Genomic DNA, 13,780 nt, shown 5'->3' on the forward strand with positions numbered 1-13,780 from the left:
GAGTTCAGTAGAACCAGCGCTGCGACAAGAAGAACAAGCGGAGGCCACGAGGCCTCCGCTTCGCGTTTGGAGATGCAATGAAGGCGCTTTCGGCTTTGGCCGTTCGGGCCCCGCATCGCCGGCACAACGGTGTGCGACGTGCTCCGTAGCCAGCCAGCAGCGGTGGATAGCGACAGCGATGGAGCGCAGTCCGCTGCCGCGCGCCCCTATTCGCTACTCCCTATTCGCAACTCGCTCGCGTCACCGCCGTCCCGTCGCCGCCGGCGGTGCGGGCGCGGGCTGCGAGGCCTGGGCGTTGCTCGGGCTGGCGTTGCTGGCCCCGAACAGGACCCGGGTCGGATTGCGATCGAAATTGTTCACGGCGCGGCTGATGTCGGACAGCGTGCGCCGTCCATCGGCCATCAGCGCGCCGGAGCGCTTGTCCAGATCCTCGGCGAGCTCGCGGATCGATTTCACCGTCAGGAACAGCTCGCCGCCATCCTTGCCGCCGGCCAGCGTGTTGAGACCGAGCATCAGGGTATCGGCCTTGCCCATGATGCCGTCGACACGGCTCATGACGCCATCGATGCGCTCGGAATTGCGGGCCAGCGACTGGGTGAAGACCTCGAGGTTCTTGATCGAGTTCTTCACGGCGTCCTGGTTGTCGGCGACCACCTTGTTGATGTTCTGCAGGGTGGCGCGGATCGCTTCGGTCACGTCCTGCAGCCGGGTCGGATCGGCACGCAGCACCGGCACGCCATCCTCGTCGAGCGGCGGCGGCGGCGCAGCCTCCTCGCCGCCCTTGAGCGAGATCGCGGCGACGCCGGTCAGTCCCTGGAACTCGAGCCCGACCAGGGTGTCCTTGCGGATCGGCGCGTTGTTCTCGACCATCGCCAGCGCCACGACGCGGCGCGGATTGTCGAGCTTGACCGAGATGACCTCACCGACCCGGATACCATTGAAGTTGACGCTGCCGCCGTTGCGCAGACCCGCGGCCGGCCCCTCGAACACGACCCGCAGCGGGCTGCGCTGCTTGGTCGTGTGCAGGCTCTGAAACCAGAGGACAAACCCGACCGCCGCGGCAATCACTGCCAGCGTGAACGATCCGATCAGGACGTAATTCGCCCGCGTTTCCATTACCAACTCCGGTACCGGCACGTCGCAGCGGAGATCCCAGCCGCCGCTCCCATGCGCTCTCGGTTGGCGCCGGACTGCGGCACCCACCCCATCAGCTATGTCGCAGGAGTCCCCACTCCCGCTCACAAAAATAATCGCCCCGAGGGGCGCTACGCACTAACCCATCACGGCCCGTGCACGCTTGCCGTGGAAATACTGCCGGAGCCACGGATGTTCCGAGGCCTGCATGTCGGCCATCGATCCCGCAGCGATAATCTTGCCGTTGCCCAGCACGGCGATGCGGTCGCACGCCGTATACAGGCTGTCGAGATCATGGGTTACCATGAAAACGGTCAGTCCCAAAGTGCGCTGCAGGGTACGGACAAGCTCGTCGAAATCGCCGGCGCCGATCGGGTCGAGCCCCGAGGTCGGCTCATCGAGGAACACCAGCTCCGGATCGAGCGCGAGCGCGCGGGCCAGCGCGACGCGCTTGATCATGCCCCCCGACAGCTCGCTCGGGAAACGATCAGCAACATCGGGCCGCAATCCGACCATCACCAGCTTGGCGACCATGATCTCGTCGAGCAGACGCTGCGAGACCTTGAGATATTCCCGGACCGGGAACTGGATGTTCTGCCGCACCGTGAGCGAGGAGAACAAGGCGCCCTGCTGGAACAGCACGCCCCAGCGCCGCTCGACGGCGCGGCGGCCGGCACGATCGGCGGCGTCGAGATCGACGCCGAACACCTCGATATTGCCCGACAGCTTGGGCACCAGGCCGATGATGGTGCGCGTCAGCACCGACTTGCCCGCACCGGAGGGACCGACGAAGCCCAGGATCTCGCCGCGCTTGACGTCGAGGTCGAGCCCGTCGAGCACGCGCGTCTTGCCGAACTGCACGGTGACGTCACGCACGCGGATGATCGGATCGGACATCTCCTGCGTCATGTCACATCCCGACCGCGGCGAAGAAGATCGCGAACACGCCGTCCATCACGATGACGAAGAAGATACCCTTCACCACCGATGAGGTGGTGTGGCGCCCCAGCGACTCGGCGCTGCCCTGCACGGCCAGTCCTTCGACGCAGGCGACGATCCCGATCACCGCCGCCATCACCGGCGCCTTGAGCAGCCCGACCGTGAAATGATCGATCGAGATCGCATCGCGCAGGCGCAGCAGGAAGGCCTCGGGATCGACGCCGCCATAGAACCACGCCACCAGCCCGCCGCCATAGAGCGCGGCGATGTCGCCGAGGAAGGCCAGGATCGGCAGCGCGATCACCAGCGCGAGCATGCGCGGCAGGATCAGGACCTCGATCGGATCGAAGCCCATGGTGCGCAGCGCATCGATCTCCTCGCGCATCTTCATCGAGCCGAGCTCGGCCGTGTAGGCGCTGCCCGAGCGGCCGGCGATCATGATCGCCACAAGCAGCACGCCGATCTCGCGCAGCACCAGCACGCCGAGCATGTCGACCACGAAGATGTCGGCGCCGAACCTGCGGAAATGGAAGATGCCCTGCTGGGCGATGATGCAGCCGATCAGGAAGGTGATCAGCACGATGATCGGCACCGCGCGCCAGCACACCTGCTCGAGATGATGGATGGTCGAGGTCAGCCGGAAGCTGCGGGGATGGACGAGCACCCGGCCGCTGGCGACGATCACGGCGCCGAGCATGTCGATCAGCGCGGCGACCGTGCCGAAGATGCCGGCGACACTGAGGCCGATCTGGCCGAGCATGCCGGTGATGGTCACCATCGTCGCGTCGCCATTGGGCGCGGTGCTGACGCGGCGAACCTCGTCGACCAGGCTGGCGTAGTTCGCAGAGAGCCCATCGATCCGGACCTCGACGGTTCCGGTCGTGAAGCTGCGGCGCAGCCGCTCGATCAGCCAGGCGCCGAACGTGTCGAGCTTGGACACCTGGGAGACGTCGATCGAGACATCGATCTTCTTGCCGGCGAGCTTTTCGGCATCGGCGACAAGCCGTTCGAGCGACGGCGCAAAGGGCGCAGTCCAAGCGCCGGTCGCGCGCAGCGACAGCGCGTTGCCATCGCCACTGCGCTGCAAATCAGGGCCGCCCTTCACGACGGCCATCCTCGGAGCCTCGGACGTCCGCTCCTTGACGAGAAAAATCCCACCGCGTCGCTACCACCTTGCCGGAGACCACTATCAACAGCCATAGTCGGTCAGATCGCGCAAGCCCCAAGCGCCTCATTCCGGTTCACAAATCGCCAGACTTTCAAATGACTTCCAACGATTTTCCAATACTGGACGCCCGGATCGGCCACTGGCCGATCGCCGGCAGCTTCACGATCAGCCGCGGCGCCAAGACCGAAGCGGTCACGGTGATCGCGGAAGTGCGACACGGCACGATCGTCGGCCGCGGCGAATGCGTGCCCTATGCGCGCTATGGCGAGACCCCCGAGGCATCGTTGAGCGCGCTGCTCGCGATGCGCGATGCGATCGCCTCTGGTCTCGACCGCAACGCCCTACAGACGGCGATGCCACCGGGGGCGGCGCGCAATGCGCTCGACTGCGCGCTGCTCGACCTTGAAGCCAAGCGGAGCGGCCGGCGCATCTGGGACCTGCTCGGACGCCGCGCGCCGGGGCCATGCGTGACCGCCTACACGATTTCGCTCGGGACCCCCGACGTGATGACCAAAGCTGCGGCCAAGGCCGCGCACCGCCCGCTGCTCAAGATCAAGCTCGGCGGCGACGGCGATCCGGCGCGGATTGCAGCCGTGCGCGAGGCAGCTCCGCAGTCACAACTGATCGTCGATGCCAACGAGGCCTGGACCGAGGCGAATTTGGAGTCCAATCTCGCGGCCTGCGCCGCCGCCGGCGTCACGCTGGTCGAGCAGCCGCTTCCCGCAGGAAACGACGAAGCGCTCGCCAACATCGCGCGCCCGCTCGCGGTGTGCGCCGACGAGAGCGTGCACGACCGCAACTCGCTCGAAGCGCTGCGCGGACGCTACGACGCCGTCAACATCAAGCTCGACAAGACCGGAGGGCTCACCGAGGCGCTTGCCATGGCCGATGCCGCGCGCTCGCTCGGCTTCGACATCATGGTCGGCTGCATGGTGGCGACATCGCTCTCGATGGCACCGGCCATGCTGCTGACGCCGCTCGCCCGTTTCGTCGATCTGGACGGACCGCTGCTGCTCGCCGAGGATTGCGAGCACGGCCTGCACTACGAGGACAGCCTGGTCTATCCGCCCGATCAGGCGTTGTGGGGCTGAAGCGACAGGCTTCGGTGCGCGATCCACATCAGGACGCCACCCGCTCCGGCCATCGCGGCCATCACGTAGTAGACACCGGGTCCATAGGCCGCATAGACCGGCCCCGAGAGGGCCGATGCCGCCGAGCCGACCACGCCGCTCGCAGCCGCATAATAGCCCTGCCCGCGCGCCGTCAGTTGCGCCGGCACATGGCGGACCAGCAGCCCCATGGTTCCGACCAGGGTCAGCCCGAAGGTGAAGCCGTGACTGATCTGGACCGCGGCGAGCCCGGCTGCATGCGGCTCCTGAGCCGTGAGGCTCCAGCGCAGCACGGCCGCCGCTGCACCGATCATGACCAGGTTGGCGGGCGCCAACGTGAAGCGTGGTGACAGGGCGAACACGACGATCTCGGCCAGCACGCCCATGGTCCAGAGCCAAGCGATGGTCAGCCCGCTGAAGCCCTGCGCCTTCCACGCGATGGCGGAGAACGTGTAGTAGGCCGCGTGGCTGGCCTGGATCAGCGCCGAAGCCGCGATGATGCAGAGGAAGCTCGGATGGCCCAGCGGACTGCGCCCGTCCCGGGCCAGGCCGGCGCCATGCGGCAGGGGCGGCAGCGCCTGCAGCAGCAGGCTGCTTGCCGCACCGCATAGCGCGACCAAGAGGATGATCCAGATCAGCTCGGACGACGGCGCGAGGTCGGCCACCCCGCCGCACAGCAGCGTTCCGGCGATGAATGCGGCCGATCCCCACAGCCGCAGGCGACCGTAGTTCAGGCCATAGCTCATCACGCCACGGAGCGCATAAGCGTCCGTCAGCGGGACAACGGGTGTCCATAGACAGCAGGTTGCCACGTAGACCAGGAATACCAGCCAGGGTTCGCGCTGGAAGGCGAGAACCACAAAGCCCGATGCCGTTGCGAAGGTGGTCAGCCGCATCGCGGTGCGCAGGGCCTGCCGGCGCTCGGCAACCGCGGTGATCAGCGGCAGGACGGTGAAGCGGGTCACGGCGGGAACCGCGATGATCACGCCGATCCACGAGGCGTCCAGCCCGATCGCCCGTAGCCACACGGGGAAAAACGGCAGATGCGTCCCCGACAGCATGAACACCGCGCCATAGAACAGCCCCAACCTGTCCGCGAATCGGCGCGACAATACCGGCGATGTGGTGGAGATTTGTCGGGACAGTGGCATCAATTCAATTGCGATTCGATCAATATCATGGTGATCGTTATGCCAACGCGCAGCAATGTGCGCGATAGGTTTGCCATGGTCGATGAAGTCTTCGCCCTCTCGCCGATATCCGCCCGCGCGGCTCAGCCGAACGAGGCCGATTACGAGGCGATCCGCGACGCCTTCATGGAGACGTCCCGAGGCCGCTGGTTCCTCGGCGAATACGCCAAACGCAACCGCAATGCCGACACCAGCATGGTGCTCGACGCCGTGGCCCGCATCGAGCATGCGCTGGCCTCGCAGCGTCAGCAGCAGCAGGAGTTCGAGCAGGCCGACAGCAAGGCGCTGCCCGAGGCGCTGGCCGCGATCCGCGCCACGGTCGAAGACGCCGCACTCGCCGCAGCCTCTGCGGTCGACAGCATGGCCCTTGAGCAGAACCTGGCGCCGGTGCGCAAGGGCATCCGAATCATCAAGGAAATTTCCTGGCGCTGGCGCGAGATCGGCGCCGATTCCCGGATCTGCGACCTGATCGATTCACAGGTCACATCGATCGAGGCCGCGTGCGACCAGCTTGCGAGTGCCGACCCCAAGGTCGCGCTGCTTGCGGCCTTCGAGATCATCAAGACGCGGCTGAAGGAGCTCGACGCGGCGGAAGCAAGCGTTCCGCCCGCGGCTGACGAGATCAACCCGGCGACCGAGTCCGCCGCCCCGCCAGTACCTGATGTCGCATCGGGTCCGGCTGCGGAGGCGACGGTCTCGGCTGAGCCGCAGGTGGCTTCGGGGCCGGAGCCCGTACCGGAACAGATGGAGGCGGCCCAAGCCGGGCCCGAGATGACCATTCCGCTCGTTGCCGCAGTGGCCGCGATCGAATCGGTCGAGACATCCTCCGGCGCTGACACTGTGATCATGGCGGCTGCAGCGGTTGAAGCCAGGATGGTTGACACCGACGCTGCGGCGCTGGTGCAGCCCCCCGCAGCTGCGACCGAGCCGTCGGTGGACGAAACCCTTCTCGAAATCGAGCAGCACGCCGCGGCGGCCCTGGATGACGCCGTCGCCGCAGAAGCCCACGACGAAGCCATCCTGGAATTGGTCGCGGCGGAGATGGGTGCTCCCGATCCGATCGACGATGAGGAGTTCAGCCGGGCCAGGACGCTTGGCTTCGACATTGAGGAGCCAACGTCGGTCGACGACGACATCGTCGCGAGCTTCAGCGAGCCGGCGCCGTCGGAGCCGGATCTCGCGCTGACCACGGCAGAAGCCCCGGTTACCACGGCGGCGCCGGCTCCCGCTGCGCCCACGATATCTGCCCCGCCAATGTATGCCCCGCCGATGCCGGCCCCGCCCGCGGCGGCCCCGCGCATGGCCTCGCCTCCAGCCCCGGCGCCAGTCCCCAGCGTGCCTGTATCGGCACCGCTTCCGGAGGCGATCACCATCGAGACCCTGGCCGCCGTGGCGGCTGCAGTCGCAGCTCAATCTCCCGCGGCGGCCCCGCAGGCCGACGTTGCGCCGAGCCAGCAGGTCCGCCCGACCGCCGCCGCGGCTCACAGCACCAGCGCATCCGCGATGCCCAGGCCTGCCTACGAGCCGTCGCTGGGATCGACGCTCCTGTCGAACGGCCTTCTGCAGCGGCCACAGGCGCCCGCCAATGACTTGCTGGCGCCGATCCGTCGCATGACCCAGCCTGAGAAGATCGCATTCTTCTCGTAGGGCGAGAGCGTCTCGGCCACCTCCTATCGAACCTCGATCACTGAGCACCGAAAGGTGACGCGTTGATAGGTGACGCGGATCACGTACGCTGCTGCGTGATCTGCGTAGCCTGATCCTCAAGCCATTCGCTTGGCGCATGCTCGAGGAGAACGCCGTGTCCGTTCCGAAATTTCGCGCTGTAACATCCGCCTGGAAATCCCTGCTCATGTCCGCGCTGCTGGGCCTGATGGCCTGGGTCGGCCCGGACTCGGCATTCGCCGCCGGCAGTGAGATCGACAACCTTCACACGCCACCGCGCGCGCTGGCAGCTCCCTCACCTGCAAAGGAGAGCAACACGCCCGCCGCGATCCCTCAAGGAGCCGAGCCACGCGTCGCGCTCGTGATCGGCAATGCGAGCTATCAGAACGCGCCGCCGCTGGAGAATCCGGACAACGACGCCCATGCTGTCGCCAAGCTGTTGAACTCGGCCGGCTTCGAGGTGATCACGGCGACCGACCTGACGCAGAACGAGATGCTCAAGGTCGTCCAGGATTTTTCGACCCGGGTGGCAGCAAACGGCCCGAACACCGTGGCAATGGTCTACTACGCCGGCCACGGGGTTCAGCTCGCGGGCGAGAACTATCTGATCCCGATCGATGCCCGTATCTCAGCGCCCTCCGACCTGACGACGGGGACGATCCGTCTGGTGGACCTGATGGCAACGCTCGACGCCATCCCGAGCCGCATGCGGATCGTCGTGCTGGACGCCTGCCGCAACAATCCATTCCCTGCCATCAACGATGCCGGACGCGGACTTGCCATCGTCGACGCACCGAACGGCTCCATCCTCGGATATTCGACCTCGCCTGGCGAGGAGGCGCTCGACGGGCGTGGCGAGCACAGCCCGTACGCGCAGGCGTTCCTGAACCTGGCGCGGCAGCCGAACCTGCCGATCGAGCAATTGTTCAAGCGCATTCGCCTGCAGGTGAACCAGAGCACCGATGGTCGACAGACGCCGTGGGAAAGCTCGTCGTTGACCAGTGATTTCACCTTCTTCGGCGAATCCCTGGTTGCCGCAGCGCGCGCGCCGGAGAACGCGCCGGTGGTGCAGATGGCCGCCGACCTGCCGAGCCGTTCCGTGCGGCAGGCCTATGACTACGTGCTGTCGGAGAACCGTCCGCAGTATTATCGCGAGTTCATCGAGATGTACCCACGCGATCCGCTCGCCGACCGCATCCGCGCACTGCTCGCCGGCCTCGTGCAGGCCGCGGCGTGGCACCAGGCCGTGCTGGCGAATTCGCCGGCCGCCTATCAGAGCTTCCGTGAATCCTATGCCGACAGCCCATATGCGCCGGTCGCGCTGCGGCTGCAGGGACAGCCTCGGCCCATCCCCGTGCTGCAACCGAGCCGTCTCATCATGCCACCGCAACTGGCACCGATCGCGCGGCCGTTCAATCCCGGCGCCCAGATCCAGAGCCATCCAGGCCTGCAACCGAAGCTGCCGGTCACCACCGTGCCGCCGCGCGGACCGATGCCGCCAACGGTGGTCACGAAAGGCAATGCCATCAACAACGCGGGTCCCAACAAGGTCGTCGATCCCAGGCCAATCGCTCAGACCAGGTTGCGCGACAGGATCATGCCGCCGGCAAATCCGCCCGTCGCCGCGAAGATCCAGCGCGATCCACTGAAGCGCAGTCCTGGGCGGCCATTCGACACCCGCGAGGTCCGGCGTCCCTTCCCCGGCAATTCCGGTCCGTTCAAGCCGAACATCAACGCGTCGCGTCCGTCGATAGCGCGTGGCCAAGGAGGGATGCAGGGCGGCCCGACGCGGGGCACGCCGCACGTCGCGCAGTCCGGACTGCGGATCGGCGGTGGGGGATCTGCAAAAGGCGGCCTCAGCTTTCACTGAGGCTTGATCGTCAGGCGATCAGCCTGGCGTAGAGCTCAGCATCGACATTGCCGCCGGACAAAACGATCACCACCGTCTTGCCCGCCACATCCAGCCGGCCGGCCAGCAATGCCGCAAGCCCGACCGAACCACCGGGCTCGACGACGAGCTTCAGCTCCCGGAAGGCAAAGCCGACCGCGCGCCCCACCTCCTCATCCGAGGCCTCGACCGCAGCCGATAGCAGTTGGCTGTTGATCGCGAAGGTGATCTCGCCCGGAATCGCCGCCATCAGCGCGTCGCAGATGGTGCGCCCCTTCGCATCATGGGCCTCGCGGTGGCCGGCCCGCAGCGAGCGCGCATGGTCATCAAAGCCCTTGGGCTCAGCCACGACCATCTGGGTGCTGGGAAAGCGCGCCTTGACCGCGGTCGAGACGCCGGCAAGCAGTCCACCGCCCGAAGCCGGGACGATCACCAGATCCGGCGACAGGCGGAGCGTCGCGAGGTCCTCGGCGATCTCGCGGCCGACGGTGCCCTGCCCTGCGATGACGTGGGGATCGTCATAGGGCGGCACCACCGTCGAGCCGCGCTTTGCTGCGATGTCGCGCGCGATCGCTTCGCGGTCCTCGCGATCGCGATCATAGAGCACGACCTCGGCACCGAACGCCTTGGTGCGCTCGCGCTTGGCCGCCGGCGCATCCGAGGGCATCACGATCGTGGCGTCCATGCCCAGCAATGTGGCGGCATGGGCGACGCCCTGCGCATGATTGCCGGAGGAGAATGCGACGACGCCGTTGCCGCGCGCTGCCTGCGGGATCGACGCCAGTTTGTTGTAGGCGCCGCGGAACTTGAACGAGCCGGTCCGCTGCAGCACCTCCGGCTTCACGAAGACGTTCGCCTTGAACTGCTCGCTCAGCACGGGAGCCGGCAGCAGCGGAGTCCGCACGGCCACGGGCGCGAGGACGCGTGCCGCCTCATCGATGTCGGCGGCGGTCACGGGCAGGATCGGGGAATGAGCTGTCATGCCCCTATTTTACCGCGCCCGATTGCCGAGAGGCAAGGGAGCCGGTGTCAGGCGGCGCGAGCGGCCAGTTGGGGAACCGGCGCGCGCTGCCGCAGCGGATCGGTCCAGGTGAGGATCTCGAAGCGGCCGTCCTCGTGCTCGACCAGCACCGTGCAGCTCTCGACCCAGTCGCCGCAATTCATGTAGCGAATGTCGTCCTGATCGCGGATGACAGCGCAATGGATGTGGCCGCAGATCACGCCGTCAGCGCCATGCCTTCGCGCCTCGGAGGCCAGCGCCGTCTCGAACGCGCCGATGTAGTTCACCGCGTTCTTGACCTTCTGCTTGGCCCATTGCGACAGCGACCAATAGGGAACGCCGAACATGCGACGGAAGAAGTTGACCAGACGATTCATCTGGATCGCGAAGTCATAGGCCTTGTCGCCGAGATGGGCGAGCCAGCGCGCGTTCTGCACGACCAGATCAAAGATGTCGCCGTGGATCACCAGATAGCGTTTGCCGTCAGCGCCGGTGTGGACGATGTTCTCGACGACATCGATGCCGCCGAAATGCGTGCCGTAATAACCGCGCAGGAACTCGTCGTGATTGCCGGGGACATAGACGATCTTGGCGCCCTTGCGCGCCTTGCGCAGCATCTTCTGCACCAGGTCGTTATGCGACTGCGGCCAATGCCAGCTCGATTTGAGCGCCCAGCCGTCGATGATGTCGCCGACCAGATAGATCGTATCTGCATCATGGTGGCGCAGGAAATCGACGAGGAGATTGGCCTGCGAGCCGCGGGCTCCGAGATGTACGTCCGAGATGAACAACGTCCGAAAGCGCCGAGCCGGGCTTTCTTCACCAGCAGTCTCAAGTCCCATGCGCGCCCACCTAACAGTCCCTGATGACACCGCGATGACGAAACGCCGCACCAGCAGAACCCATCCTGCCGGACCGCTACCGGACACCGCTCGTTCGACGACTCGCGACGTCCTTCGTCACTGCCCCGCGATACCAGCGGGGTGCGACAATCAGGCGACAGGCGGGCGGCGCGAACAGGGAAAATCAGCCTCCTATCTCGGCACGGTGACGACGCGCAGATTGTTGGTGGTGCCGGCCCGCGCGAACGGGATGCCGGCGACGACGACGAGCAGGTCGCCGGCTTCAGCGAACTCCTCCTGCACGGCGAAGAAGGTCGCGCGCTCGACCATCTCCTCGTAGCTCTGCACGTCCTGCGACAGCACGCTGTGCGCGCCCCACAGCAGGCACATGCGCCGCGAGGTGTCCTCGTTCGGCGTGATCGCCAGAATCGGCAGGCTCGGCCGCTTGCGCGCAACGCGCGAGGCCGAGGTTCCGCTCGACGTATAGGCCACGATCGCCCTGGCGTGGATCGCCGAGGCGAGATCGGCCGCCGCGGTTGCCACCGCATGCGGCGGCGTCTGCTCCTCGCCCGGCTGCGTCGCCTCGACGATCGAGCGATACATCTTGTGGCCTTCGGTGGCCTTGATGATGCTGTCCATCATCGCCACCGCCTCGCGCGGGTATCGGCCGCTGGCAGACTCCGCCGACAGCATCACCGCGTCGGCGCCGTCATAGATCGCAGTGGCGACGTCCGAGACCTCGGCGCGCGTCGGCGTCGGCGTCGCCACCATCGAATCCAGCATCTGCGTCGCGACGATCACCGGCTTCACGGCGAGCCGGCAGGCACGCACCAGCTCCTTCTGCTTGCCCGGCACGTCCTCGTTGGGAATCTCGACGCCGAGATCGCCGCGCGCGACCATGATCGCGTCCGACAACTGGATGATGTCGTCGATCCGCTCCAGCGCCGCCGGCTTCTCGATCTTGGACATGATGCCGGCGCGGCCGTTGATGAGGCCCCTCGCCTCAAGCACGTCCGACGGCTTCTGCACGAACGACAGCGCTACCCAGTCGACGCCGAGCTCGAGCCCGAAGGCGAGATCGGAGCGGTCCTTGGCCGTCAGCGGCGACAGCTCCAGAATGGTGCCCGGCAGATTGACGCCCTTGTGATTGGATATCGCGCCGCTGACGATCACCTTGGCCTCGATCCAGTCGTCGCCGAGGCCGGTGACGCGGACGCGGACGCGGCCGTCATCGATCAGAAGATCGTGACCGGGCGAGACCGCCGCAAAGATTTCCGGATGCGGCAACGGAATCGATGTCTTGTCGCCCTCGGTGCCGTTGAGGACAAATCGAATCGTCTCGCCGACTTCGACCTGGATCTTCTTGTCGCGCAGAGTGCCGACGCGAATCTTAGGACCCTGCAGATCCATCAATATGCCGATCGGCCGCTGCACTTCCTTCTCGAGCGCGCGGATCGCGGCATGGACCTTGGCGTGATCGGCCTGGGTGCCGTGGCTGAAGTTGAGACGAAAGGTGTCCACACCGGCGAGGAACAGCGCTTTCAGCATCTCCGGAGAATTGCTCGCGGGACCGACAGTCGCAACGATCTTGGCTCGACGGTGACGACGCATGATGGGTCCTTTCTCCTTAAGCCGTGTCTCGCGTCTCTATGACACGCATGTGATTGGCATGCGCGGACGCAGCGGAAGCGCTGATATACGCCCCGCAGCGTCCATTGCAAGCGCGACACGAAACACGCCAAAATTGTGCAAGAGAACAGCACGCCTCAGACGTTGGAGCCGTGGATCGCGTCGATGACGGCGTCGGTCACCTCCCTGGTCGTCGCCTTGCCGCCCACGTCGGGCGTGAGGATGCCGGCTGCACACACCTTCTCCACCGCCGCCATCAGCCGCGCGGCCGCGTCCCGCTCACCGAGATGCTCGAGCATCTGCGCGCCGGTCCAGAATGTTGCGACCGGGTTGGCGATGCCCTTGCCGGTGATGTCGAAGGCCGAGCCGTGGATCGGCTCGAACATCGAGGGGAAGCGCCGCTCCGGATCGATGTTGCCGGTCGGCGCCACGCCGAGGCTGCCGGCCAGCGCGCCGGCGAGATCGGACAGGATGTCGGCATGCAGATTGGTCGCCACGATGGTGTCGAGGCTCTTCGGCTGCAGGGTCATGCGCACGGTCATCGCGTCGACCAGCATCTTGTCCCAGGTCACGTCGGGGAATTCGCGCGCCACTTCGGCGGCGATCTCGTCCCACATCACCATGCCGTGGCGTTGCGCATTCGACTTGGTGACGACGGTGAGCAACTTGCGCGGCCGCGACTGCGCCAGCTTGAACGCGTAGCGCATGATGCGGGTGACGCCGACGCGGGTGAAGACGGCAACCTCCGTGCCGACCTCCTCTGGCAGGCCGCGGTGCGCGCGGCCGCCCATGCCGGCATATTCGCCCTCGGAATTCTCGCGCACGATCACCCAGTCGAGATCGCCGACGCCGACATTGCGCAAGGGCGAGGCCACACCGGGCAGGATCTTGGTCGGGCGCACATTGGCGTACTGATCAAATCCCTGGCAGATCGGCAGCCGCAGCCCCCACAGCGTGATGTGGTCGGGCACGTCGGGAGCGCCGACCGCGCCGAAATAGATCGCGTCGAACTTCTTCAGCTCGGCGAGGCCGTCGGCCGGCATCATCACGCCGTGCTTCTTGTAGTAGTCCGAGCCCCAGTCGAAGGTCTTGACGTTGAAGCTGATGTCGCCTGAGCGCTTGGCGAGCGCCTCGAGCACACGGACACCTTCGGAGATGACCTCGGGGCCGATGCCGTCGGCGGGAATCGCGGCGATGGAATGGGTGCGCATGAAAG

11 protein-coding genes are annotated in these 13,780 nt (G+C 66.4%); 3 read left to right on the forward strand and 8 right to left on the reverse strand.

Annotated elements, in window-relative coordinates; all coding sequences use genetic code 11:
* Positions 1 to 240: 240 nt before the first annotated feature.
* The 3 genes from QW868_RS10130 to QW868_RS10140 all read right to left on the reverse strand — a co-directional run bounded on the left by QW868_RS10130 (position 241) and on the right by QW868_RS10140 (position 3,178).
* Entirely contained in the window at positions 241 to 1,116 is an 876-nt protein-coding gene (locus QW868_RS10130; protein ID WP_315738821.1) for an MlaD family protein, read from the reverse strand.
* Positions 1,117 to 1,272: 156 nt separating this feature from the next.
* Positions 1,273 to 2,043 carry an ABC transporter ATP-binding protein gene (locus QW868_RS10135; RefSeq protein WP_315738822.1) on the reverse strand — a complete coding sequence of 257 codons (771 nt, stop codon included), beginning with the start codon at positions 2,041 to 2,043 and terminating at the stop codon, positions 1,273 to 1,275.
* 1 nt (position 2,044) lies between these two features.
* Positions 2,045 to 3,178 carry an ABC transporter permease gene (locus QW868_RS10140; RefSeq protein WP_315739128.1) on the reverse strand — a complete coding sequence of 378 codons (1,134 nt, stop codon included), beginning with the start codon at positions 3,176 to 3,178 and terminating at the stop codon, positions 2,045 to 2,047.
* 158 nt (positions 3,179 to 3,336) lie between these two features.
* Here QW868_RS10140 and dgcA point away from each other — a divergent pair, with 158 nt between their 5' ends.
* Positions 3,337 to 4,332 carry an N-acetyl-D-Glu racemase DgcA gene (dgcA, locus tag QW868_RS10145; RefSeq protein ID WP_315774091.1) on the forward strand — a complete coding sequence of 332 codons (996 nt, stop codon included), beginning with the start codon at positions 3,337 to 3,339 and terminating at the stop codon, positions 4,330 to 4,332.
* On the opposite strand, the gene QW868_RS10150 is transcribed toward dgcA, so the two are convergent.
* Complete coding sequence (locus QW868_RS10150; RefSeq protein ID WP_316230463.1) at positions 4,314 to 5,501, reverse strand: MFS transporter; 1,188 nt, start codon at positions 5,499 to 5,501, stop codon at positions 4,314 to 4,316. The two genes, dgcA and QW868_RS10150, sit on opposite strands and share 19 nt — an antisense overlap.
* A gap of 75 nt (positions 5,502 to 5,576) precedes the next feature.
* Here QW868_RS10150 and QW868_RS10155 point away from each other — a divergent pair, with 75 nt between their 5' ends.
* Positions 5,577 to 7,187 (forward strand): hypothetical protein, encoded by a 1,611-nt coding sequence (locus QW868_RS10155; RefSeq protein ID WP_316230464.1) that lies wholly within the window; start codon positions 5,577 to 5,579, stop codon positions 7,185 to 7,187.
* Between the two features lie 154 nt (positions 7,188 to 7,341).
* Positions 7,342 to 9,075, forward strand: a complete 1,734-nt coding sequence (locus QW868_RS10160) for a caspase family protein (protein WP_410051286.1) — start codon at positions 7,342 to 7,344, stop codon at positions 9,073 to 9,075.
* A 10-nt stretch (positions 9,076 to 9,085) separates the two neighbouring features.
* On the opposite strand, the gene QW868_RS10165 is transcribed toward QW868_RS10160, so the two are convergent.
* The 4 genes from QW868_RS10165 to QW868_RS10180 all read right to left on the reverse strand — a co-directional run bounded on the left by QW868_RS10165 (position 9,086) and on the right by QW868_RS10180 (position 13,775).
* Positions 9,086 to 10,075, reverse strand: coding sequence for a threonine/serine dehydratase (locus QW868_RS10165; protein WP_316230466.1), 990 nt, complete (start codon positions 10,073 to 10,075; stop codon positions 9,086 to 9,088).
* A gap of 47 nt (positions 10,076 to 10,122) precedes the next feature.
* Positions 10,123 to 10,935 (reverse strand): UDP-2,3-diacylglucosamine diphosphatase, encoded by an 813-nt coding sequence (locus tag QW868_RS10170; RefSeq protein WP_316230467.1) that lies wholly within the window; start codon positions 10,933 to 10,935, stop codon positions 10,123 to 10,125.
* A gap of 192 nt (positions 10,936 to 11,127) precedes the next feature.
* Positions 11,128 to 12,546, reverse strand: coding sequence for a pyruvate kinase (gene pyk / locus QW868_RS10175; protein ID WP_316230468.1), 1,419 nt, complete (start codon positions 12,544 to 12,546; stop codon positions 11,128 to 11,130).
* A 155-nt stretch (positions 12,547 to 12,701) separates the two neighbouring features.
* Entirely contained in the window at positions 12,702 to 13,775 is a 1,074-nt protein-coding gene (locus tag QW868_RS10180) for a tartrate dehydrogenase (RefSeq protein WP_315782631.1), read from the reverse strand.
* Positions 13,776 to 13,780 lie beyond the last annotated feature (5 nt).

This window comes from Bradyrhizobium sp. SZCCHNR1051 (assembly GCF_032489615.1).
Classification (GTDB): domain Bacteria; phylum Pseudomonadota; class Alphaproteobacteria; order Rhizobiales; family Xanthobacteraceae; genus Bradyrhizobium.

Coding starts and splice junctions, on each gene's coding strand:
- QW868_RS10130 (WP_315738821.1), bottom strand. CDS start 1,116: ATGGAAACGCGGGCGAATTACGTCCTGATCGGATCGTTCACGCTGGCA.
- QW868_RS10135 (WP_315738822.1), bottom strand. CDS start 2,043: ATGACGCAGGAGATGTCCGATCCGATCATCCGCGTGCGTGACGTCACC.
- dgcA (WP_315774091.1), top strand. CDS start 3,337: ATGACTTCCAACGATTTTCCAATACTGGACGCCCGGATCGGCCACTGG.
- QW868_RS10150 (WP_316230463.1), bottom strand. CDS start 5,501: ATGCCACTGTCCCGACAAATCTCCACCACATCGCCGGTATTGTCGCGC.
- QW868_RS10155 (WP_316230464.1), top strand. CDS start 5,577: ATGGTCGATGAAGTCTTCGCCCTCTCGCCGATATCCGCCCGCGCGGCT.
- QW868_RS10165 (WP_316230466.1), bottom strand. CDS start 10,075: ATGACAGCTCATTCCCCGATCCTGCCCGTGACCGCCGCCGACATCGAT.
- QW868_RS10170 (WP_316230467.1), bottom strand. CDS start 10,935: ATGGGACTTGAGACTGCTGGTGAAGAAAGCCCGGCTCGGCGCTTTCGG.
- pyk (WP_316230468.1), bottom strand. CDS start 12,546: ATGCGTCGTCACCGTCGAGCCAAGATCGTTGCGACTGTCGGTCCCGCG.
- QW868_RS10180 (WP_315782631.1), bottom strand. CDS start 13,775: ATGCGCACCCATTCCATCGCCGCGATTCCCGCCGACGGCATCGGCCCC.